A 22,315-nucleotide genomic window follows, 5' to 3' on the forward strand; every position below is an offset into this window, starting at 1 on the left:
ACCTCTTAGGCGGCCTTGATTTCTTCGCCGCTGGACTTGAAGACGCGCACGCGCTTGCCGTCCGTGACCTTGATGCCCACGCGATCAGCCTTGCCGGTCGCGGCATTGAAGATCGCCACATTGGATTGGTGAATCGGCATGGCCTTTTCAACGATGCCACCGGTCGTGCCCTTCATGGGGTTCGGCTTGGTGTGCTTCTTGACGAGGTTGATGCCTTCGACGACGACGTGGTCGTCATCCTTGCGCAGCGTCACCGTGCCGCGCTTGCCCTTGTCGCGCCCGGCCAACACGATGACCTGGTCGCCTTTGCGAATCTTGTTCATGGCGTTGTTGTCCTTAGAGAACTTCGGGGGCCAGCGACACGATCTTCATGAACTTCTCGGTACGCAGTTCGCGCGTGACCGGTCCGAAGATGCGGGTGCCGATGGGCTCATGCTTGGCGTTGAGCAGCACGGCGGCATTGCCGTCGAACTTGACGAGCGAACCGTCGGCACGACGGATGCCCTTGGCGGTGCGAACCACGACGGCGGAATAGATTTCGCCCTTCTTGACGCGGCCGCGCGGCGCAGCTTCCTTGACGCTCACCTTGATGATGTCGCCAACGCTTGCGTAGCGGCGCTTGGAGCCGCCAAGCACCTTGATACACAGGACGGATTTCGCGCCCGTGTTGTCGGCCACTTCGAGCCTGGATTCAGTTTGGATCATTTGTCTTAGTTCCCAACTTGTACTGATCGCAGCAACCGTGAAGCTGGCAGGCATTGCACCCGCCCATCTCTTCCTTCGGCAACCGACTTCAGTCAGTCTTGGGCCCGCTGTTGACGCCTCGAACCACTCGAAACGCCGCCAATTGGGCTGAAAGCTCCGCCTCTTTTCAAAGCGAAGCCCGTGATTGTGGCATGCCTGCGCAGGGCTGTCAACCGCGCCTTTTCGAAAGATTCCGCAGGTGCGTGCGCGCCGAGTCTCGACGCAATGCGCATTTTGCCCAGGTGAAATTCAGCGCAAGGGCGAGAAGACCCAGGAAACCAGTCTTTCGCAATCCGTACACTCGCCGGCATGACCTCCTCCCAAAGCCCGAACACCGCCGATTCCGCAGCCCCCGTCGCCTTCATCGGCGGCGGCAACATGGCCAGCGCCATCATCGGCGGGCTGATCGAGCGCGGCATGGCGGCGACGGCCATTCATGTGGTCGAGCCTTTCGAGCAGGCAAGGGAACAGCTGAAGAAGCAGTTCGGCGTGGTCGCCAGCGCGGCGGCCAACGAGGACTTGAAGGCGTGCCAGGCCGTGGTGTGGGCCGTCAAGCCGCAGACCTTCAAGGAAGCCGCAGCGCCGGTGGCCCCGTTCACGCAGCAAGCCCTGCACCTGAGCGTGGCGGCCGGCATCCGCGCGGGCAGCGTGGCGCGCTGGCTCGGCGTGCAGCGCGTGGCGCGCGCCATGCCCAACACCCCGGCGCTGGTCGGCAAGGGAATGACGGGCCTGTATGCCGGCCCGGCCGTGAGCCAGGCGGATCGGCAGCGGGTGGAATCGCTGCTGCGCCCCACCGGCGACCTGCTCTGGCTGGAGCGCGAGGAGCAGCTCGACGCCGTGACAGCGCTGTCCGGCTCGGGGCCCGCCTATGTCTTCTATTTCCTGGAGGCCATGGTGAAGGCCGGCACGCAGATGGGACTGAGCGAATCGCAGGCGCGGCAGCTGGCCGTGGGCACCTTCAGCGGCGCTTCGGCGTTGGCGGGCAGTTCCGGCGACGCGCTGGAGACCATGCGCCAGCGGGTCACCTCCAAGGGCGGCACGACGCATGCGGCCATCACCACCATGGATGAAGGCGGCGTCCAGGCCCTCTTCATCCGGGCCATGCAGGCCGCCCAGCATCGCGCGGACGAAATGGGCGAGGAGTTTGGGCGCCAGTAGCTGCGGCGAGGCGGCGTGGCCGCCCTTCCCGTCGCTCAGCGAAGCAGGTAGCCGGCCACCACGCCGGCAAACACCGTGAAGCCCAGCCAGTGGTTCAGGCGAAAGGCCTTGAAGCAGCCCTCGCGCGTACGCATGCGGATCATTTGCCAATGCCATGCGGCCTGGAGCACCGCGGCCACGATGCCCAGATAGAAGACGGCGCCCAGGCTGCGGCTGGCGCCGGCCCATGTCCAGACCGCCAGGAACAAGGCATAGCTCGCCATCACCGCCGCCACGTCGAAGCGGCCGAAGGTGATGGCCGAGGTCTTCATGCCGATCTTCAGGTCGTCGTCACGGTCGACCATGGCGTATTCGGTGTCGTAGGCCAGCACCCAGAACAGGTTGCCCACGAGCAGCAGCCAGGCAAAGCCGGGCACGCTGCCCTGCACGGCGGCGAAGGCCATCGGAATACCGAAGCTGAAGGCAATGCCCAGCACCGCCTGCGGAATGGCGAAGAAGCGCTTGGCAAAGGGATAAAAGAGCGTCACGGCCAGCGCCGCGAACGACCACAGCACCGTGGGCAGGTTGGTCGTGAGCACCAGGCCGAACGCCACCAGCGCCAGCACGGCGCCCAGCAGCAGCGCCTCGCGCACCGACACCTCGCCACTGGTCACCGGCCGCGCGGCGGTGCGCTTGACGTGGCGGTCGAAGTCGCGGTCGGCCACGTCGTTGACGCAGCAGCCGGCGCTGCGCATGAGGATGGTGCCCAGCACGAACACTGCCAGCAGATGCCAGCCGGGCCAGCCGTCCGCGGCGAACCACAAGGCGCTGAGCGTCGGCCACAGCAGCAGCAGCCAACCGGCGGGCCGGTTCCACCGGATCAGGTCCAGATAGGCGGCCAGGCGCCCGCGCGGGCTCGCAGGCGGGGGCGATGACGGCGCTGGCTCGCGGCCAGCGGCCGCCGGCATCGACAGGGACAAGACTCAATCCTCCAGCAGCGAGCGCAGCATCCACGCGGTCTGGTCGTGCACCGTGCAGCGGGCCGTCAGCATGTCGGCGGTCGGGTCGTCGCCGGCCTCTTGCGCCACCGGTATGAACTCGCGCGCGATGCGCGACACGGTTTCGTGGCCCTTGACCAGGATGCGCACCATTTCCATGGCCTTGGGCGGATGCTGCGGCACGTCGGGCACGGTGGCGATCTTGCTGAACTCCGCATACGAGCCCGGCGCGTAGTGGCCCAGGGCGCGGATGCGTTCGGCCAGCACGTCGGTGGCGCCCCACAGCTCGGTGTACTGCTGCATGAACATGGCATGCAGCGAGTTGAAGTGCGGACCCGTCACGTTCCAGTGGAAGTTGTGCGTCGTCAGGTACAGCGTGTAGGTGTCGGCCAGCACGCGCGAGAGCCCTTCGGCAATGGCGGCGCGGTCTTCGCGATCGATGCCGATGTTGATGATGGGCGCACTGCGGCTGCCGGACTCCTGCGCGACGCGGGTGCCCCCCTTGATCGGCACCTTGCCGGCAGACGATGCGGGCGACTTTGCTGCGGAAGACTTCGCTTTTGCTTTGGCCATGACGTGGCGGTCCCTTCTTCAGATCAATGGTTGTCGACGAAAAGGAACTGTAGAAGCCCATGCGGGCATCTGCAACAACTCCTGGCTATCACCGTCATGCATAGCGCATGCGGCATGCGCTGCTACGACAGGCGCTGAACCCCCGGCAGCTCGCAGGCATAGATGGCATTGCGCAGCGCCGCGATGGCCTCGTAGCGCGTGAAGCTTCGCCGCCAGGCCAGCACCACGCGCCGGGTGGGCGGCTCGCGCCCTTCGGAATCGCGCACCGGCAGGTAGCGCACCAGCGCCTCGGGCTCGCGCCGCGTCTTGGACTTGGGACTCTTGAGCGCCTCCGGCGGCACCGACAGGCGCGGCACCAGCGTCACACCCATGCCCGACGCCACCATGTGCTTGATCGTTTCCAGCGACGAGCCTTCGAAGCTCTTGCGGATGCCTTCGGCATTGCTGGAGAAGCGCGCGAACTCGGGGCAGACCTCCAGCACGTGGTCGCGAAAGCAATGGCCGGTGCCCAGCAGGAGCATGGTCTCGTTCTTGAGTTCGTCGGATGTGACCGATTCCTGCTGCGCCAGCGCATGATGCGTCGGCAGCGCCGCCACGAAGGGTTCGTCGTACAGCGGCGCGATGGCCAGGCCCGCGTCGGGAAAAGGCTCCGCCATGATGGCCGCGTCGATCTCGCCGGCGCGCAGCATGTCCAGCAGCTTGGCCGTGAAGTTCTCCTGCAGCATCAGCGGCATCTGCGGCGTGCGCGCGATGTTCTGGCGCACCAGGTCCGGCAGCAGGTACGGGCCGATGGTGTAGATCACGCCGAGCTTCAGCGGACCGGCCAGCGGATCCTTTCCGCGCTTGGCAATTTCCTTGATGCTGGCGGCCTGGTCGAGCACGCTTTGCGCCTGCTGCACGATCTGTTCGCCCAGGGGCGTGACGGTCACTTCGCCGGCGCTGCGCTCGAAGAGCTTGACCTCCAGCTCGTCTTCCAGCTTCTTGATGGCCACCGACAGGGTGGGCTGCGAAACGAAGCAGGCTTCTGCAGCCTTGCCGAAATGCCGCTCGCGCGCCACTGCAACGATGTATTTGAGTTCGGTCAGGGTCATAGCTTGCGTCAATTATGCGCAAGCACCGAAGCCCTGCGGGAATTTCAGGCCTTGAGGTACTCGGAGCGGCTGCCCAGCCAACGATCGATGTGGCGCTGCGCCAGCTGCGCATGCGACTGCAGCATGCGCGGCGCGAGTTCGCGTGCCCATTCCAGCAGCCGGGTGTCGGTGGCCAGGTCGGCGAAGCGCAGCAGCGGCGCACCCGACTGGCGTGCGCCGAGGAATTCGCCGGGCCCGCGGATCTCCAGGTCGCGCCGGGCGATCTCGAAGCCGTCGCTGGTCTCCGCCATGGCGCGCAGGCGTGCACGCGCCGCCTCGCCGACGCGGCCGCCCTCATTGGGCGAATAGAGCAGAACGCAGGCCGATGCCGCGGCGCCGCGCCCCACGCGCCCACGCAGCTGGTGCAACTGGGACAGGCCGAAGCGCTCGGCATGCTCGATCACCATGAGCGAGGCATTGGGCACGTCCACGCCCACTTCGATGACCGTGGTGCTGACCAGCACGTGCAGCTGCCCTGCGCTGAACTCGGCCATCACCGCCGCCTTCTCGGCCGTGGGCATGCGCGAATGCAGCAGGCCCACCCGCACCGCTTCGCCCAGTACGTCGGCCAGTTCGTCCCGCGTGGCGGTGGCGTTGCGCAGGTCGACCGCCTCGCTTTCCTCGATGAGGGGGCAGACCCAGTAGACCTGCCGCCCCTGCTCGAGCTGCGACTGGATGCGCTCGATGACCTCGTCGCGGCGGTGGTCGGCCACCAGCTTGGTCACCACCGGCGTGCGGCCCGGCGGGAGCTCGTCTAGCGTGGACACGTCCAGGTCGGCGTAGTAGCTCATGGCCAGCGTGCGGGGGATGGGGGTGGCGCTCATCATCAGCAGGTGGGGCTCCAGCCCGCCCTGCGCCTTGCCGCGCAAGGCCAGCCGCTGAGCCACGCCGAAGCGGTGCTGCTCATCCACGATGGCCAGCGCCAGGTTCTTGAAGCGCACCTTCTCGGAGATGACCGCGTGCGTGCCGATGACCAGCGCCGCCTCGCCACTTTCCAGCGCGGCCTCCATCGTCTCGCGCTCCTTCTTCTTCTGGCTTCCGGTGAGCCAGGCCACGCGCAGGCCGCGGCGTTCGAGCAGCGGGTCGAGCCAGCCGACCAGCTTGCCGAAGTGCTGGGAGGCGAGGATTTCGGTGGGCGCCATCAGCGCGCATTGGTATCCCGCGTCGATGCACAGCGCTGCGGCGAGCGCCGCGACCACCGTCTTGCCCGAACCCACATCCCCTTGCAGCAGGCGGTGCATCGGCACCACCTTGGCCAGGTCATGGCCGATTTCCTCCACCACGCGGCGCTGGGCGCCGGTGAGCGCAAAGGGCAGAACGGCCATCAATTGTTCGACCAGCGAATCGTTGCCGGCACGCCGGGCGAGAACCGGCGCACGCTGGGCGGCCCGTTCGCCCCGCGCCTGCAGTTGCGACAGCTGCTGCGCCAGCAGCTCTTCTGCCTTGATGCGCTGCCATGCGGGGTGGCTGTGGTCTTCCAGCGTTGCCATCGCCACGTCCGGCGCCGGATAGTGCAGGAAGTTGAGCGAGCGGCGCAGGTCCCAGGCCGGCTGCCAGGCGTCGCCCTGCGGCAGGGTTTCGTCGAGCAGCGCGCGCGCCAGGCCCGAGCGCACCTCGCGCCGCAGGACCGGCTGGGCCAGCCCGGCGATGGTCGAGTACACCGGCGTCAGCGCCTGCGGCAGTTCGGTGCCGGCCGCCTTGACCGTGGGATGCATGATGGTGCGGCCCATGAAGCCGCCGCGCACCTCGCCGCGCAGGCGCACGCGCGCACCCACCGCCAACTGCTTCTGCTGCGAGGGATAGAAGTTGAAGAAGCGCAGCTGGCAGGTGTCGCTGCCGTCATCCACCGTCACGATGAGCTGGCGGCGCGGGCGATAGACCACCTCGCTGGCAGTGACCACCGCCTCGATCTGCGCCGTCTCGCCGTCGCGCACGTCCGCCAGGCGAACGATCTGCGTCTCGTCCTCGTAGCGCATGGGCAGGTACAGGGCGAAGTCGATGTCCCGCAGCAGCCCGAGCTTGCGCAATGCCCGCTGCACCGCGCTCAGGCCGGCGCCGGGCGTGCCCTTGGCCGGGGCGGCGGCCGTCGGGGACTTTTCGCGCGATGCGGGCTGGGATGCGGCGGGCATGGGACAATTCTGCCTGCGCCCGCCCGGGCGCTTTCTTCATTCATCTTCACGCCAGCCTTGGCACGGGCCCGTCCGGCCCTCAAGTACATGCGCAGCTTCACGCTTTCCGATTTCGATTTTTCGCTGCCGCCCGAATTGGTGGCGCAGCATCCCGCGCCCGAGCGCAGCGCCTCGCGCCTGCTCGACGGCACCGGCCCGCAGCCGGTGGACCGCATCTTCAACACCCTGCCCTCGCTGCTGCGGCCCGGCGACCTGCTGGTATTCAACGACACGCAGGTCGTCAAGGCGCGCCTCTTTGGCGAGAAGCCGACGGGCGGCAAGCTCGAGCTGCTGGTCGAGCGCGTGCTGCAGGGGCATGAAGTGGTGGCCCACATGAAGGTGAGCAAGAAGCCGTCGGTCGGTACCGTGCTGGAGATGGTCGGTGGCTTCCGGGCGACCTTGCTGGGCCGATGGCCTGACGAGCATGGGGCCCTCTTCCGATTCGCCTTCCAAAGCGATTCAGGCGAAGACCCGTACGCCCTGATGGCCCGCTGCGGCCACGTGCCGCTGCCGCCCTACATCACGCACGCCGACTCCTCGGACGACGAACGGCGCTACCAGACGGTGTTCGCCCGCGTGCCGGGCGCCGTGGCCGCGCCCACCGCCGCGCTGCATTTCGACGAAGCGCTGCTGGCCGAGCTGTCGGCACGCGGCATCGAGCGCGCCAACGTGACGCTGCACGTGGGCGCCGGCACCTTCCAGCCGGTGAAGACGGAAAACATTGCCGAGCACACCATGCATGCCGAGCGCTACCAGGTGCCGCAGGCGACGCAGCAGGCCATTGCGCAGTGCAAGGCGCGCGGCGGCCGCGTGGTGGCGGTGGGCACGACGACCGTGCGCACGCTCGAATCGTGGGCGGCGAGCGGCGAGGCCGAGGGCGACACGCGCATCTTCATCACGCCCGGCTTCGCCTTCCAGCACGTCGACCTGCTGATTACCAACTTCCACCTGCCCAAGAGCACGCTCATGATGCTGGTGAGCGCCTTTGCCGGCTACGAGCACGTGATGGCGCTCTATGTCCATGCCATCCGCGAAGGATACCGATTCTTCAGCTATGGCGACTCCATGCTGCTCGCCCGATCGCACGACAACAACAAGGACTGACATGCTGGACTTCAAGATCCTTACCGCCGACGCCTCCAGTCACGCGCGCCGAGCCACGCTCACGCTCAATCACGGTGTGGTGCAGACGCCCATCTTCATGCCCGTGGGCACCTACGGCACCGTCAAGGGCGTGATGCCGCGCAGCCTGGAGGAAATGGGCGCGCAGATCATCCTGGGAAACACCTTCCACCTGTGGATGCGCCCCGGCCTGGACGTGATGGCCAGCTTCGGCGGCCTGCACCAGTTCGAGAAGTGGAACAAGCCCATCCTCACCGACTCGGGCGGCTTCCAGGTCTGGAGCCTGGGCGCCATGCGCAAGATCAGCGAGGAAGGCGTGAAGTTCGCCTCGCCCGTCAACGGCGACAAGCTCTTTCTCACGCCCGAGGTCTCGATGCAGATCCAGACCATCCTGAACAGCGACATCGTCATGCAGTTCGACGAGTGCACGCCCTACGACACGCACGGCAAGATCACCACCGAGGCGCAGGCGCGCAGCTCGATGGAGCTGAGCCTGCGCTGGGCCAAGCGCTGCCAGGCGGAGTTCGCGCGGTTGAACAACCCCAACGCCCTGTTCGGCATCGTGCAGGGCGGCATGTTCGAGAACCTTCGCGAGGAATCGCTGGCGCAGCTGGTGGACCTGGACTTTCCCGGCTACGCCATCGGCGGCGTGAGCGTGGGCGAACCCAAGGACGAGATGCTGCGCATCATGGCGCACACGCCGCACCGGCTGCCGGCGAACAAGCCCCGCTACCTGATGGGCGTGGGCACGCCCGAAGACCTGGTGCAGGGCGTGGCCGACGGCGTCGACATGTTCGACTGCGTGATGCCCACGCGCAATGCACGCAACGGCACGCTCTTCACCCGCTACGGCGACCTGAAGATGCGCAACGCGCGCCACAAGAGCGACCCGCAGCCCATCGACCCGAGCTGCACCTGCCATGCCTGCGCGGGCACCTCGGGCGTGTCATGGAACGACGGCGGGCGCGAGGGCTTCTCGCGCGCCTACCTGCACCACCTGGACCGCTGCGGCGAAATGCTCGGCCCCATGCTCACCACGGTGCACAACCTGCACTACTACCTGAACCTGATGCGCGAGATCCGCGAAGCCCTCGACGCGGGCCGCTTTGCAGAGTTCCGCGCGCAGTTCAAGGCGGACCGCGCGCGCGGCGTCTAGCCTCCCTGCGCCTGCGCCTGCGCCGGCGTTCCGCAGGCGTGGCAGAACTTGGAGAAAGCGCTCTTGCGCGCATCGCACTTGCCGCAATGGTCGAACAGGCCAATGCCGCAATGCGGGCAGAAGTCGATCTCGGTGTTCTTCAAGTCCACCGGCCGCTCGCAGCCGGGGCACACGCCCTTGGCCAGGCGAGCCAGTGCCGTGTCGTAGCTGAGCTCGTCGCGCCGCACCTGGTCGGGCTGCTGCTCGGCCAGCTTCTGCCGGGCCAGGTAACGGTTGAGCGCCACGATGGCATAGCGCCCCACCAGCACCGTGAGGACGATGCCCACCACGTAGCGCACGTAGCCGCCGTAGCTGGGCAGGTAGGGCACCAGCTCCACGAAGAACGCAAAGAGGGCGAAGATGATGAAGCCCCATACGAAGGGCCAGTAGGTACTCTTGCGCTTCTTCGCAAAGAGCCAGCCCGCCACCAGCAGCAGCGGCAAGGTCAGCGCCAGCCGATAGAGGAACACGCGCAGCTCGACGCGGCGCGCCTCTTCCTGCATCTTCTTGCTGGCCGCGCGGTTGAGTTCCGCCAGCTGCTCGCTCGCCCGGGCCTGCGCCTGGCGCGCATCGAGTGCCGCCTGGCGCTGGGCCAGCACCTTCTTCTGCGCATCGTCCTCGGCGGCCTTGAGCGCATCGAGCGCCTTGGTGCGGGAAATGAGTTCGCTGTCCTGGTCCGGCAGCTGCGTGGCGTGCCGCGTGGACAGCCAATTGGAGAACGTCTCCCGCGCGTTGCGATTGGCCTGGCGTGCCGCTTCCAGCCGCAGCTGCGCCTGCTCGAGGGCGGCCTGCGCGGCCTTCTGGCTTTCCTCGGCCTTGGCCACCGTCTCGCGCAGGGGCAAGGCCGCGGCGCGGTCGATGAAATCGTCGAGCTGCAGCGGATGCTCCACCCGCGGCAGGTCGCCGACGATGGTGCTGCCCAGGCCGGTCAGGAAGCCGGCGAAGACAAGGGCCACGACCCACAGGCCGCGGCGAAACCACTTTTCCGAAAGACGCAGGGATTTGCTCATGGGCGGGAGAAGAGTCGCGGCGGGCTACTGTAGTGGAAACACATAGAGGCCCGCCGCCATGGTGGCCAGCGTCAGCACCGTCACATTCAAGGCCATCGCTGCCAGGCGAAGCAGGCGGGAAGCCTGGGGCGCCGAGGCCGCCTCGTCGTCCGCGCCGGGCGTCTGGACGTGGCGGCTCACTTTCGAATCCCCAAGGAAAACATCGGGCAGCAGATCTTCTTGTTCATTCGCGGCTCCTGAAGAAGGAATGGGTCAACGGGCGCGAATGATCGACAGCGATCGGCTCCAGGCCATCACCCGAACAGGTGAGTGCCGAGAAAAAAGTCTCAAAGTACCGGCACGCGATACCCCAGCCGGGCCGCCCCGGCTGGTCGGAGCAGGTCATCCCGTGTATACGGGCGCTCGGTGCCTGCCAGGCGCATGGCCATGCGCTCGATCAGGCCGTGGGTGGGCGCGGCATGGCCCGGTTGCATCTGCAAGAGCGGCAGCAGGAGGCTGAGCGCCACCAGCGACGCGCGCAGCCGCGGATGCGCCATGTGCCGCTGCATGGCGAGGAAGCCCGCGCTGGCCGCCAGTCCCAGCAGGTAGCCGGCCGCGACCTCGGAAGCGGAATGCGCGTAGATGGCCAGCCGCGATACGCCGATGCAGGCCGCCAGCAGCCATCCGAAAACGGCCAGGCCCAGGCGCAGCCTGTGCGAGCCGCGCGATGCCAGCAGCCACAGGGCGACCGGCCAGACCGAGGCGGACAGCATGGTGTGGCCGCTGATGCCCGTGAAGTTGAATCTGGCGCTGCCCACGCCCCAGCCCAGGAAGGCCAGCTTGGACACCAGCACCAGCGTGCTGGCCGCACCGAAGATCACGATCCACAACGCGGCGGCGGGCCAGGTGCGGCGCGACGAGGCCAGCCACAGCGCGATCAGCACTGCCGCCGGCAGCAACAGGCCGCTGTCGCCGAACCAGGTCACGCCCCACCAGGCGCTTTGCGGCACGGAAAGAATGGCTTGCCAGATGGCTTCGCGCAGCAGTTCCATCGCGTTCCTCTCAGCCTTCGTTCAACAGCTCGCCGACGCGGCGATGCAGGAACTCCGGCTGGGCCTGCGCCTGCGGCACCGGCGCCCCGACGTTCAGGCCCACGCGGCTCCAGGCCCCGCGGCGGAAGGGCCGCACCATGGCCACGTTCTGGCCGTCGCGCACCTCGACACGGCTGAAGAACGAGCCCCACAGCCGGGTCAGCGCCATCGGCACCACCGGCACCTCCAGGCCTTCGGCATGGGCGGCGTCGAGGATCTTCTTGACGCCGCCCTTGAAGGGTTGCAGGTGCCCATCCCGCGTGATGGCGCCTTCCGGGAAGATGCCCAGCAGATCGCCCTCGCGCAGCACCTGGGCGGCCTGCGCAAAGGCTTTCTCGTAGGCCTCGGGGTCTTCCTTTTGCGGCGCGATCGGAATTGCCTTGGCCAGCTTGAAGAGCCACCCCAGCACCGGCACGCGGAAGATGCGGTGGTCCATGACGAAGCGGATGGGCCGGGGGCTGGCGGCCATCAGCAGCACCGCGTCGACAAAGCTCACGTGGTTGCACACCAGCAGCGCCGGCCCCTCGGACGGAATGTGCTCGTCGCCCCGCACCTTGAAGCGATAGACCAGCCGCGAGAGCACCCAGGCATAGAAGCGCAGCAGGTACTCGGGCACCAGCATGAAGATGTAGAAGCCCACCACCGCGTTGGCAATGCCGGTGAAGAGAAACACCTGCGGAATGCTGAAGCCCGACGCCAGCAGCGCACCGGCGATGACGGAGCTGCCGATCATGAACAGCGCATTGAGGATGTTGTTGGCCGCGATGATGCGCGCCCGGTGCGTGGGCTGGCTGCGCAGCTGGATCAGCGCATACATGGGCACGCTGTAGAGCCCCGCGAACAGCGACAGCAGCCCCAGGTCGGCCATCACGCGCCAGTGCGCCGGCTGGGCCACGAAGGCGGCCAGGCCCATGGACGGCACCTGCGGCAGCGCACGCGACGCAAAGTACAGGTCGATGGCGAACACGCTCATGCCGATGGCGCCCAGCGGCACCAGGCCGATTTCCACCTGCCGGCGGCTGAGCGTCTCGCACAGCAGCGAACCCACGCCGATGCCCACCGAGAACACCACCAGCAGCAGCGAAGCCACCTGCTCGTCGCCGTGCAGCACGTCCTTGGCGAAGCTCGGGAACTGGGCCAGGAACACGGCGCCGAAGAACCACATCCACGAGATGCCCAGCAGCGAACGGAACACCACCACGTTGCTCTTGGCCAGCTGGAGGTTGCGCCAGGTCTCGCTGATCGGATTCCAGTTGATCTTCAGTGCCGCATCGGTCGCCGGCGCGAGAGGAATGGCCTGCGCCACGCCCCGGCCAGCCAGCGCCAGCAGCACGCAGGCGATGGCGACGGCCTCGTGGCCGATCTGCGGCATGGCCACCAGCAGCCCGCCGGCGACCTGCCCGAGCAGGATGGCGACGAAGGTGCCCATTTCCACCATGCCGTTGCCGCCGGTGAGTTCGTGCGGATCCAGCACCTGCGGCAGGTAGGCGAACTTGACCGGCCCGAACAGCGTCGAGTGCAGGCCCATCAGGAACACGCAGGCCAGCAGCACCACGGCATCGGCACGCACGAAGCCCCAGACGGCGATCAGCATGATCGCGATCTCGAGCGTCTTCACGAAGCGGATCACCCGCGTCTTGTCGAACTTGTCCGCGATCTGGCCGGCGGTGGCCGAGAACAGCAAAAAGGGCAGGATGAACAGCGCCCCGATCACCAGGCCCGCCATGGCCGGCGGCATCCAGCCCAGTTGCAGCTGGTAGGTCACCATCACCGTGAAGGCGAACTTGAAGAGATTGTCGTTGGCCGCGCCGGCGAACTGCGTCCAGAAGAAAGGGCCGAAGCGGCGCTGGCCCAGCAGTGCGAACTGGTTGGAATGAGGCGCGGCCGGCACCGGCTCGGCGGTGGCGGACGACGAAGCGTTCGTGAGCGTGTTCAAGGCAGTGCCCTTTTTCTGTTCGACGAGCCGTATCAAATCGTGACGGCAGCCGCGCGCGGATTGTGCATCAGGGGTGGGCTTGCCAGCTGCCTCAAGGCACCGATTACCGGCAGCGCCGCCAGCGCCGCCGCCACATGCTTGAGCGAATGCCCGGACACCAGGTGCTGCGTCAGGTCGTACACGGCGCCATCGGCCAGCTCGAAGGCCTTGGCCAGCCCGTAGGCGGCGATGATCCAGCCCAGCTTCAGGTGCAGGGGCCGCGTGGCGCCGCGCACCGGACGCAGCGCGGCCATCCACAGCACCAGCGCGATGCCGCCGAACTGCACCACCGCCCACGGCGTGACGTTGCCGGTTTCATGGAACACGGCCACCGCCGGCAGCCCGGCCGCCAGCGTGATGCAGGCGGCCGGCCAGCCGGCGCGCTGGCTCACCCGGTCGCACACCGCCAGGCCGATCACGCCGGCAAAGGTCACCGCCATCGCGGCGCGGTCGCCGGCCAGGCGCAGCATGTCGTCGGGCTGCAGGTGGTAGAAGGCCGAAGCGGCCGCCACCAGCAGCAGGCCGGCGAAGAAGAGCCAGGCGCAGTCCAGCGCGCTGCCGGGGAGTTCGTCGTGGGCCAGGCACCTTGCATGCCCAGGGTGGTGGTCATGCCTGCGCTCCACGCGGTGCAGAAGCAGCAGGCCCCAGATGCCCGCCAGGAGGAACGGCAGGTTGCTCAGCACGTCGATGGCGTTGGGCAGGCCCATGAGCGTGCGGACATCGCTGAGCGAGGCACCGCCCGAATAGGCGTCAGCGGCGAGATCGGGCGCCGCCAGCCCCAGCGCCAGCAGGACGGCGGCGGCGCCGGCCAGCCAGCCTTCACGGCGCGTGAAATGGCGCGTCCTTGCTTGGGTCGGCATCGAGGCATTCATGTGCAGCTCCTTATGTCACGGGTGTGTGGCGCCGCAATGTAGGTCGCTGGTCCTGCGTTGGGATCAACAATTGATACGAGGCGCGATCTCTGCACTTTCGGTATTGTCTGGCTATACCAACACAGCCGAAAGCCCTCCGGAATGAGCACCACCATCGATCTGATCCAGGCACTGAAGAACGAACTCAAGAACGCCCGCATGACCTATGCCGACCTGGCCCGCTCCCTGGACATGGCCGAATCCAGCGTCAAGCGCATGCTGGCCAAGGGCGACATGCCGCTGACCCGGGTCGACGCCATCTGCCGCGCGCTGAAGATCGACTTTGCCGAGCTGGCACGCCGGGTGGCCGACGCCCAGCCCCTGCTCAAGGAGCTGACGCAGGAGCAGGAGCGCGCGGTCGTCAAGGACAAGAAGCTGCTGCTGTGCGCCATCTGCGTGCTCAGCCAGTGGACGCTGGAGCAGATCGTGGCCGCCTACCGCATCAGCGAGGCCGAATGCATCGTCTGCCTGGCGCAGCTGGACCGCATCGGCATCATCGAGCTGCGCCCGCAGAACCGCTACCGCCTGAAGCTGGCCAAGACCTTCCGCTGGCGCCCGCACGGCCCGGTGATGGAGTTCTTCAGGGAGCATGTGGTGCTCGACTACTACCGCGGCGGCTTCGACGGGCCGGCCGAGGGCCTGCTGCTGGTGCACGGCGAGATCAGCCGCTCGCTGGCGCCGGCCTTCCTGGAGCGGCTGCAGCGCGTGGCCCAGGACTTTGCCCAGCAGCACCAGACCGACCAGAAGATGGCGGCGCGCGACCGCGAGGGCTACACGCTGCTGCTGGGCATGCGCAGTTGGGAATTCGAGGCCTTTGCGCAGCTGCGCCGCCCCGACGCGCCGGCGGCAGCGCACCCGAAGATGGCGCGCCTTCGCTGATGACGCACGGTCAGTCGCCCAGTCAATCGGCCACGAAGACCGTGAGCACGCCGGTGTAGCCGTACAGGTGGTGGCGCGCGATTTCGCCCGCGGCGAAGAAGCCCGCCAGCGGCACGTCGCCCAGGGCATGGCGCACGATCTGCATCTCGGCGCCCGGCGCACCGAAGTGCGGGCCGCCGCGCCCCGAGCAGCTGACGTACACGGCGCCCGCGATGCGGCGCGCCAGATTCGGCGCGGCCTCGGCTTCGCCGGCGGCCAGGGCGCTGGCCACTTCCAGCGTCTGCTCTTCCGGCTCGAGTTCCTCGCGGATCTCGGCGCAGATGCGCATCAGGTCGGCACGCGCAGCTTGCGCGTTGCGGCGCACGAAGCTCATGCGCATCCCCGCCTCGGCCTGGTCGGCAATGGCCACGCCGCGCCGTGTCGGATCGAGCCCGATGATGTGCCGCACCAGCACATCCGCGCCGAGGTTGCCGGTGCGGCGCACGCCTTCGCTGCCGGGGCTGGACAGCCCGACCAGCGTGGCCCGCACCGCCTCGATGGCCTCCTGCGGCTGGTCGAGCGACACGCCCAGGTCCGACAGCAGCACGTCGAGCGCCGGCTGGCCGTCGATGGCCAGCAGCAGGTTGCCGTCCGCCTCGGTGATCTGCCGCTCGGCCGAGACCGGCTGGCAACCCTGTGTGACGCGCGACACCAGCCGCACACCCTTGCCGAAGACCACGCCGGACAGCCCGCCCCAGAACACGCCGGTGGCGGCGCCCTGCCCGCGGATGTTGCCGTTGCCGCCGATGGCGAATTGCGGCGTCGGCCCGCGGCCAGACGACAGGCCGCCGAACAGGTAGCCGGTCTCGGTGCGCGCCGACAGATCGCCGATCAGCTCTGGCAATTCGTGCGTCGACGGGTCCGCATGGACCAGCGCGGTATGCGCCTGGAAGTGCTGGTTGGGTCCGCCCGCGCGCGGCGCATCGCCGTTGCCCAATGGCGCGACGCCGGAGAACACGCGGTACTGGTCGCTGGGCAGCTCGCACAGCATCACCGACATGGCCGGCTCGTCGAAGTACTCGGCGTTGTTCGCGGCAATGCCGATGCCCGTGGTGCCGGACCAATCGGTGATCTCGGGCAGTTCGGCGCCCAGGTGCTCGAGGATCTCCTGTGCATTCGGCACGAAGAGGTCGGTGATGTAGAGCAGGCCCAGCGTTGGCGCACTGGCGTAGTCGGGCTGCGTCATCTGGGCGCGCAGCTGCGCCAGGACAAGGTCCGCGGCGGTCCGCCATTGCGGATGGGTCGCGTGACCGGAGGGAAAGAGCTTCATAGCGTCCGTGAACGGGGAACGGCCCCGTTCACCCCCCGATTACAGCACCGAACGGCGACGTGCAGTGCCGCTGGCGCGCTTGCGCGCCGGGGCCTTTTTCGCGGCCGTGCCGCCCGCGCTTTTTTTCGCCGGCGCAGGTGCCTTGGCCTTGCCGGCCACCATGCTGGGCATCTTCAGCTGCGCGGCATCCTGCAGCGCGGTGGCGGCAATCTGCTGGAACTGCTGGGTGAGCGCGCCCCACAGCTGCATCGGGTCGACCGCACCGGTGGCCGCCGGCTTGGCCGTCGCTTCCTTGGCCGGCGCCGCGTCCTCGCTTGGCTTGGCCTTTTCCCTGGCCGGCTCGGACCGGGAAGCCTGCGACTTGCCAACGGCCGCCGATGCGCCGCCGGTGAAGGCCTTGGCCAGGTCCTCCATCCGGAGATTCATGCCCTGCAGCGTGGACAGCGTCATGCGCTGGACTTCCAGTGCCTGGATGGTGGCCTTGAGCGCGTGCAGGTTCTGGTCCAGCCAGAACTGCACCGCCTTGAGCTCCTGGATGCGCTTGTCCACTTCCTCGACGCTGAGCGTGGGCGCAACCCAGCTGGAGATGCCAGGTATGCCAGGAATGCCCGGCATGCCGGGCAGCCCCGCCTTGGCCGCCGGTGCGCCGGCCCCGCCGGTGCTCGCGCTGTTGGCCAGGTTCTTCAGGAATTCGAAACCAGGTACGAACTGGTCGAAAAAGAAGGGCTGCTTCTCACTCATCGGGTACCTCCCACGTGACCGGTGGTGTTGGACTGGCCCGAGCTTATACCCCCGGCCCTGCGGCGCAACTCAATGCTTGTGCTGATGCTGGTGCTCGCCGCCGGACGCCGCGCCGCCGCCCGGTGCGCCGATGGCCACCGGCACCTGCAGCGTCTGCTCGCTGGCCACGCCCTTCGCGTCGACGAAGCGCAACGTGACCGGCACGGTGGTGCCGACGTTCACGGGCTGCTTCAGGTCCGTCAGCATCAGGTGGTAGCCGCCGGGCGTGAGCTCGACGGTCTGGCCGGCCGGCAGTTCCAGGCCCTGGCTCAGCGGACGCATCTTCATGGTGTCGCCTTCCATCTTCATCTCGTGCACCTCGGCCACGCCGGCCACCGGCGTGGAGGCGCCGACCAGGCGCATGGCCTCCGGCGCCTTGAGCTTCATGAAGGCGCCGGTGCCGCTCTGGCCCGGCACGGCGCGGCGCACCCAGGCGTCGCTGACCTCGACGGGCGCGGCGCTGCCGGGTGCCAGCACCATCAGGCGCGCGGCGGGAAACTCGGGCTTGGCCGTGTCGCTGGCCGGAATCTGCGCCCAGTCGGCACTGCCCACGTCGCAGGTCTGCAGCACCTTGAACCAGAGCGGGCCGGGCTTGGCGTCGAGCTTGCCGCGCACGATGAACTGCGCCTTCTCGCTGGCCGGCAAGGCGGCCTGGGGCGAGTTGGCCTTCCAGCTGATCTCGCTGCCGGTGGCGTTGAGGGTCCAGCCATCGCGCGGCTCGGCCTTCTGCACGGCGAAGCCCGCGGGCACGCGCACCGTCAGGCCGGTGGTGCTCTTCGCATCCTTGCAGGCGTGGCCGACGCGAAAGGCCGCCGCGTAATCGCTGCCGGCTGTGGCGCTGCCCTCGGCCAGCGTGACGTGCGCGACGGCGGCGCCAGCGGCCAGCAGGCTGGTGCCGGCCAGAAGGCTCATGCGGATGAAGTGCGAACGGTTCATGTCGATGTTCTCCAGGACAAATCAAAGATCGAAACGCAGCTGCGCGGTGTAGGTGCGCTGCGGATAGGGGTGGAAGTTCCAGTACTGCTCGTTGTTCAGGTTGTCGATGCCGAAGGCGGCCGACCACTGGCGGTTGATCTGGTAGCGCACGCGCACGTCGACCACGAAGTACTTGCTGGCGCCGAAGTACGCGTCGGCATTGACGTCGCTGTTGTCCAGGGTCGAATACTGCTGGCCACTGTAGCGGGCCGCCCCGGTGAATGCCCAGCGGCTGTCGGGCCGCCAGGTGGCGTAGACGGTGGAGCGCCAGCGCGGAACGCGCGGCTGCCACTTGCCCACGCTGGCCGGGAAGGCATCGTTTTGCACGATCTTCGAATCGGCAAAGGTCAAGCTCGCGCCCAGCTCGAGGCCCTTGATCCACACATCCTGCCCGCTGTAGGCCAGCTCGAAGCCGGTGGTGCGCACCTTGTCCACGTTCTGCACGCGCGTGACGACCGGGCTGGTGCCCGGCACCTGCTGGCTGTAGAGCGCGTCCTGCGTTTCCTCATGGAAGAGCGTGGCACGCGCCAGGCCGTTGCCCAGGTCCTGCTCGGCGCTCAGCTCACCCGTCCAGGACTTCTCCGGCTTGAGGTTCGGGTCGTTGACGAAGGCCAGCGCACCGCCCGACGTGGCGCCGTACAGCTCGCCCACTGTCGGGTAGCGCACCGCTCGGCCGACCGAGCCCTTGAGCACGGTGCGCTCGGCGAACTGGTAGGCCAGCGCAGCCTTGGGCGAGATGTCGGATTCGCTGCGCCGCGCATAGTCCAGCCGGCTGCTGGCAGTGGCGCTTACGCCGTGGCTGGCGTTCCAATCCTCCCAGCGCAGGCCCAGCACCGCCTTCCAGCGCGGCGCGAACGACCAGGCGTCCTGCGCCCAGGCGCTCCAGGTCTCGGTGCGCCCGCCCACCTGGCTGATCAGGCTGCCGGCCGAACCCGACAGCCAGTTGCCGGCCACTGTGCTCTTCAGGATGCCGAGTTCGTAGGCGTCGCGTCCAATGCCGAAGTCGACGATGTGTGCGCCGCCCGCTCCTTGCGGCCTCCAGGTGCCCTTGGCCGCCAGCGTGTTCCAGCCGGTGCCGCCCTGGTCCTGCAGCGTACCGGCGCCGCCCATTTCGGCCTGCGGCAGCGCCACGGCAGGGGCGCGCTGCTGGTCCCTGGCGTAGTCGTACAGGCTGGCGGCCACTTCCCAGTCCCAGGTGCCGCCGGTGCGGCTTTTCGCCGACAGGCCGTGCATGGAGTGGGTCTGGCTGTCGTCCGTGAGCGGGAAAGCGGTGGGCGCCAGGTTGTAGCGCCGGCCTTCGATGCTGATCGGCCCGCTGTACACCGGCTGGCCGGCGGCGTTGCGCGGGTAGCTGTCGGGGCGGCCTTCCGAACTGTTCTGCCACCAGCCCAGGGTATAGGTGGCGCGCACGGTGCCCGAAAAATCGTAGGCGAGCTTGAGCTTCGCGTGGTCCTGCACCGTGTGGTACTGGGTGCCGGTGCCCAGGATGTACCAGGGCTGGTTGGTGGTGTTCAGGCCCCGCACATAGCCAGTGACGGGCACGCCGCCCCCGCCCGGCACGCCCGAGGCCACGGTCGCGGTGGTGAAGGTCTGGGGCTGGCCCTGGCTGTCGGTGTGGTTCAGGTCGATCCACCACGACCAGTCGCCGCTCTTGCTGCCCAGCGACGCGCTGGTCTGCCAGCTGTTGAAGGTGTCGTGCGTGTTGTAGAGGCGGTAGGGCTGCGAGGAGAAGCCGGCCGACACATGGGCTTCGAGCTCGGTGGGCATGCGGGTCACGTAGTCCACCACCGCGCCGGCCGAATTGCCCGGGTAGGCCGCCGAAAAGGGGCCGTACATCACGTCCACCCGCTCGATCTCCTCGGGCGTGACCATGCCCCAGCGCGGCGCGTAGTTGGTGCCGTTGGCAATGCCGTTGCCCAGGTAGTTGGACAGCAGGATGCCGTCCGCATACACGGCGGAGCGCGCGCTGTTGCCGGTGCCCGAGGCGCGCGTGGACAGGATCGCGTGGTTGTAGTCGCCGATGTAGCGCTTGCGCACCAAGAGGCTCGGCAGGTACTTGAGGGCGTCTTCGCTGTCGGTGGCGTTGATGCGCACGTCGATGTCTTCGCGCGTGATGCCTTCGATGGTGGTGGGGATCTGCGTGGGCAGCGAGGTCGGCTGGCCGCCGGTGACGGTCACCACGCCCAGCGACTTGCTTCGCTCGGCCGCATCGGCCGCGCCGGCGCCCGCTTGCGCCCAGGCCAGGCCCGGAAAGGCGGCGACCAGCGCCAGCCAGAGATTGGATCGGTTGTTCTTCAAGAGAAATGCCTTCGCCGGTGCCATGCCCGGCACCGCGCCTGGAAGAAGGGCCGCAGGCGCCCGGCCCCGTTCGATCAGGGCCCGGCGCGGCGGAACTCGGTCAGGAAATCAGGCGAGCGAAGGCGGCCCGCGCGCCGGCAGCGGCGCGGCGGTCGCGGCCGCCAGACGGGCGGCCACGATGGGCTGGAGCGCATGGCCCAGCGGCAGGGGATGCGCGAACTGCGGCGCATCGGCAGACGGCGGCGGCGCGCCCGCAATCGCGCAAAGCGGGCAATCCATGTGGCTGGCACCCAGCTCGCGGGCGCCGTCGTCGGTCTTGACCACGACCTTGATCGCGCCGGCGCTGGAGCACACCAGCTCCATCGGCTGCGGATTCACCAGCGGTGATGCCACGGCCACACCCAGCGACAACGCAAACCAAAGCAGCACAAGGCGGCCGATTTGCGTGAGTTGTCGAAAGGGTTTCATGGCCGCGGAATTATCCGCGAATGCTCACAACGTTAGACAATGACGCGACAAACGAAACGAAAACTCACATGTCGATCTTCCATCTCGCCTTCCACGTTCGCGACCTCGACGAGGCGCGCCGTTTCTACGGCGGCGTGCTGGGCTGCACCGAAGGCCGCAGCACCGACACCTGGGTCGACTTCGATTTCTTCGGCCACCAGATCTCGCTGCACCTAGGCGAGCCGTTTGCGACCACCCGCACCGGCAAGGTGGGCGACGCCCTGGTGCCCATGCCGCATTTCGGCCTGATCCTGCAGCTGGAACAGTGGCAGGCCATGGCCGAGCGCCTGAAGGCGGCCGGCACCGAATTCGTGCTGGCGCCGCAGGTGCGCTTCGAGGGCCAGCCGGGCGAGCAGTGGACCATGTTCTTCTGCGACCCCTTCGGCAATCCGATCGAGGTCAAGGGGTTCCGCTCGCTGTCCAGCGTCTACGCCACCTGAGGTGCAAGGCGGGAACATGAAGCAACTTGCTGCCGGGGTCCTGATGGCTTCGATGTGCGCTGCGGCGGCCGCGCAGCCTGGGCAGGTCTGCGAACTGGGCGGCCGGACCGTGCAACTCACCGACCCCGCCAGCACCGCAGGCAAGAGCGGCCTGCTGCGCTGCAAGGACGCCGCCACCGGCCGCGTGCTGCGCGAATCCACCTACGACGGCGGCCAGGAGTTCGGGCTGGTGCGTGCCTTCCACCCCGACGGCAAGCTGCGCCGAGCGGCCTATCGTGCCGAGCCGGGCGGCGAGCGCGCGGTGGTCGAATTCAGCGCCCGCGGCCAGCTGACCTTCCTGCGCTGCGCCGACAAGCCGCTGCTCGCCCCCGCGGCGGACGACAGGCAACTCTGCGGCTTCCAGAAGACTCCCTCCACCGTGGAGCTGTTCGACGACAACGGCGTGCTGCGCTCGCGCCTGGTCTACCTCAATGGCCGGCGGCAGCGCGCCGAAAGCCTCTACGACAACGGCAAGGTCGCGTCGGTGGAGGAAACGAGCGGCAAGCAGCGCATCGAGCGGCAGTTCTCCTCGGCCGGCGTCAAGCGCAGCGAATCGGTGTCGCTGCTGCTCGATCGCGGGCGCTCGGTGCGCCAGCGCACGCTCGAATATTCGGAGCGCGGATGGCTGGTGCGCGAGCAGCGCTGGGACGCCAACGGCGATCCGCTGCGCGACGACACCTACTACACGCAGAACGGCCAGCCCAAGTACAAGCAGGCCTTCAGCGGCAGCGGCCCGGAGCGGGTGGTCGACATCATCGAGTACTTCGAGAACGGCCAGCGCTCGGCCGAAGGGCGCTTCTCCGCACCCGTCCACGCGCCGCTGCTGCCGGTGGGCATGCACCGGCGCTTCAACGACCGCGGCACGCTGGTGGCGGAGATGAACTACGACGGCAAGGGCCGGCTGCTGGAAGAGCGCCGCTGGGACGATGCCGGCCAGCTGCTGCGGCCTGACGAGCCTGCCCTGGCCCCCTCGGAGGCGGCGGGCAAGCCCGCGGCCCAGTAGCTCGAGCGGCCCGCAAGTGCGGCGGCGCCGGATCGGGCGCCGCCTCGCCATC

General features: G+C 68.1%; 22 protein-coding genes. 6 read left to right on the forward strand and 16 right to left on the reverse strand.

The window, feature by feature from the left end; genetic code table 11:
* Window positions 1-5: 5 nt before the first annotated feature.
* The gene (rplX, locus tag VSO01S_RS09510; protein WP_068641722.1) at window positions 6-323 is read right to left on the reverse strand and encodes a 50S ribosomal protein L24; all 318 of its coding nucleotides are present in this window, start codon (window positions 321-323) and stop codon (window positions 6-8) included.
* 13 nt (window positions 324-336) lie between these two features.
* Window positions 337-705 carry a 50S ribosomal protein L14 gene (gene rplN, locus VSO01S_RS09515; RefSeq protein ID WP_068641723.1) on the reverse strand — a complete coding sequence of 123 codons (369 nt, stop codon included), beginning with the start codon at window positions 703-705 and terminating at the stop codon, window positions 337-339.
* A 348-nt stretch (window positions 706-1,053) separates the two neighbouring features.
* Between rplN and proC the strand changes: the two genes are divergently transcribed.
* The gene (proC, locus tag VSO01S_RS09520) at window positions 1,054-1,902 is read left to right on the forward strand and encodes a pyrroline-5-carboxylate reductase (RefSeq protein WP_068641725.1); all 849 of its coding nucleotides are present in this window, start codon (window positions 1,054-1,056) and stop codon (window positions 1,900-1,902) included.
* 35 nt (window positions 1,903-1,937) lie between these two features.
* Here the strand turns inward: proC and ubiA are convergent, their stop codons facing one another.
* From ubiA to recG, 4 genes are all read right to left on the reverse strand, one after another.
* The gene (ubiA, locus tag VSO01S_RS09525; RefSeq protein WP_068641727.1) at window positions 1,938-2,849 is read right to left on the reverse strand and encodes a 4-hydroxybenzoate octaprenyltransferase; all 912 of its coding nucleotides are present in this window, start codon (window positions 2,847-2,849) and stop codon (window positions 1,938-1,940) included.
* Window positions 2,850-2,864: 15 nt separating this feature from the next.
* The gene (locus VSO01S_RS09530) at window positions 2,865-3,452 is read right to left on the reverse strand and encodes a Dps family protein (protein WP_084241772.1); all 588 of its coding nucleotides are present in this window, start codon (window positions 3,450-3,452) and stop codon (window positions 2,865-2,867) included.
* A gap of 122 nt (window positions 3,453-3,574) precedes the next feature.
* Window positions 3,575-4,543, reverse strand: a complete 969-nt coding sequence (locus tag VSO01S_RS09535; RefSeq protein WP_068641729.1) for a LysR substrate-binding domain-containing protein — start codon at window positions 4,541-4,543, stop codon at window positions 3,575-3,577.
* 44 nt (window positions 4,544-4,587) lie between these two features.
* Window positions 4,588-6,711, reverse strand: a complete 2,124-nt coding sequence (gene recG / locus VSO01S_RS09540; RefSeq protein WP_068641731.1) for an ATP-dependent DNA helicase RecG — start codon at window positions 6,709-6,711, stop codon at window positions 4,588-4,590.
* 87 nt (window positions 6,712-6,798) lie between these two features.
* Between recG and queA the strand changes: the two genes are divergently transcribed.
* The gene (queA, locus tag VSO01S_RS09545; RefSeq protein ID WP_068641733.1) at window positions 6,799-7,854 is read left to right on the forward strand and encodes a tRNA preQ1(34) S-adenosylmethionine ribosyltransferase-isomerase QueA; all 1,056 of its coding nucleotides are present in this window, start codon (window positions 6,799-6,801) and stop codon (window positions 7,852-7,854) included.
* 1 nt (window position 7,855) lies between these two features.
* The gene (gene tgt / locus VSO01S_RS09550) at window positions 7,856-9,028 is read left to right on the forward strand and encodes a tRNA guanosine(34) transglycosylase Tgt (protein WP_068641738.1); all 1,173 of its coding nucleotides are present in this window, start codon (window positions 7,856-7,858) and stop codon (window positions 9,026-9,028) included.
* Here tgt and VSO01S_RS09555 read toward each other — a convergent pair.
* From VSO01S_RS09555 to VSO01S_RS09570, 5 genes are all read right to left on the reverse strand, one after another.
* Window positions 9,025-10,077, reverse strand: coding sequence for a zinc ribbon domain-containing protein (locus VSO01S_RS09555; RefSeq protein WP_068641740.1), 1,053 nt, complete (start codon window positions 10,075-10,077; stop codon window positions 9,025-9,027). The two genes, tgt and VSO01S_RS09555, sit on opposite strands and share 4 nt — an antisense overlap.
* A 24-nt stretch (window positions 10,078-10,101) precedes the next feature.
* Complete coding sequence (locus VSO01S_RS27090; RefSeq protein WP_153305193.1) at window positions 10,102-10,257, reverse strand: hypothetical protein; 156 nt, start codon at window positions 10,255-10,257, stop codon at window positions 10,102-10,104.
* 146 nt (window positions 10,258-10,403) lie between these two features.
* The gene (locus VSO01S_RS09560) at window positions 10,404-11,108 is read right to left on the reverse strand and encodes a phosphatase PAP2 family protein (protein ID WP_068641741.1); all 705 of its coding nucleotides are present in this window, start codon (window positions 11,106-11,108) and stop codon (window positions 10,404-10,406) included.
* A 10-nt stretch (window positions 11,109-11,118) separates the two neighbouring features.
* On the reverse strand, window positions 11,119-13,083 hold the full coding sequence (locus VSO01S_RS09565; RefSeq protein ID WP_068641742.1) for an MFS transporter: 1,965 nt from the start codon (window positions 13,081-13,083) through the stop codon (window positions 11,119-11,121).
* Window positions 13,084-13,115: 32 nt separating this feature from the next.
* On the reverse strand, window positions 13,116-13,994 hold the full coding sequence (locus VSO01S_RS09570) for a hypothetical protein (protein ID WP_245684161.1): 879 nt from the start codon (window positions 13,992-13,994) through the stop codon (window positions 13,116-13,118).
* 141 nt (window positions 13,995-14,135) lie between these two features.
* Here VSO01S_RS09570 and VSO01S_RS09575 point away from each other — a divergent pair, with 141 nt between their 5' ends.
* Window positions 14,136-14,912, forward strand: a complete 777-nt coding sequence (locus VSO01S_RS09575) for a helix-turn-helix domain-containing protein (protein WP_068641743.1) — start codon at window positions 14,136-14,138, stop codon at window positions 14,910-14,912.
* A gap of 22 nt (window positions 14,913-14,934) precedes the next feature.
* Here VSO01S_RS09575 and VSO01S_RS09580 read toward each other — a convergent pair whose 3' ends face one another.
* From VSO01S_RS09580 to VSO01S_RS09600, 5 genes are all read right to left on the reverse strand, one after another.
* Window positions 14,935-16,221, reverse strand: coding sequence for an FIST signal transduction protein (locus VSO01S_RS09580; RefSeq protein ID WP_068641744.1), 1,287 nt, complete (start codon window positions 16,219-16,221; stop codon window positions 14,935-14,937).
* Window positions 16,222-16,260: 39 nt separating this feature from the next.
* On the reverse strand, window positions 16,261-16,962 hold the full coding sequence (locus tag VSO01S_RS09585; RefSeq protein ID WP_068641745.1) for a PhaM family polyhydroxyalkanoate granule multifunctional regulatory protein: 702 nt from the start codon (window positions 16,960-16,962) through the stop codon (window positions 16,261-16,263).
* Window positions 16,963-17,031: 69 nt separating this feature from the next.
* Window positions 17,032-17,937 (reverse strand): copper chaperone PCu(A)C domain-containing protein, encoded by a 906-nt coding sequence (locus tag VSO01S_RS09590; RefSeq protein WP_068641746.1) that lies wholly within the window; start codon window positions 17,935-17,937, stop codon window positions 17,032-17,034.
* Window positions 17,938-17,958: 21 nt separating this feature from the next.
* Window positions 17,959-20,298 carry a TonB-dependent receptor gene (locus VSO01S_RS09595; protein ID WP_068641747.1) on the reverse strand — a complete coding sequence of 780 codons (2,340 nt, stop codon included), beginning with the start codon at window positions 20,296-20,298 and terminating at the stop codon, window positions 17,959-17,961.
* Window positions 20,299-20,382: 84 nt separating this feature from the next.
* Window positions 20,383-20,742 (reverse strand): DUF2946 family protein, encoded by a 360-nt coding sequence (locus VSO01S_RS09600; RefSeq protein WP_068641748.1) that lies wholly within the window; start codon window positions 20,740-20,742, stop codon window positions 20,383-20,385.
* 68 nt (window positions 20,743-20,810) lie between these two features.
* Between VSO01S_RS09600 and VSO01S_RS09605 the strand changes: the two genes are divergently transcribed.
* Window positions 20,811-21,221: a VOC family protein gene (locus VSO01S_RS09605; RefSeq protein ID WP_068641750.1), complete on the forward strand. Its 411-nt coding sequence runs from the start codon at window positions 20,811-20,813 to the stop codon at window positions 21,219-21,221.
* Between the two features lie 16 nt (window positions 21,222-21,237).
* Window positions 21,238-22,263 (forward strand): toxin-antitoxin system YwqK family antitoxin, encoded by a 1,026-nt coding sequence (locus VSO01S_RS09610; protein ID WP_084241773.1) that lies wholly within the window; start codon window positions 21,238-21,240, stop codon window positions 22,261-22,263.
* The last annotated feature ends 52 nt before the right edge of the window (window positions 22,264-22,315 follow it).

Source organism: Variovorax soli NBRC 106424, from assembly GCF_001591385.1.
Taxonomy (GTDB): domain Bacteria; phylum Pseudomonadota; class Gammaproteobacteria; order Burkholderiales; family Burkholderiaceae_C; genus Variovorax; species Variovorax soli.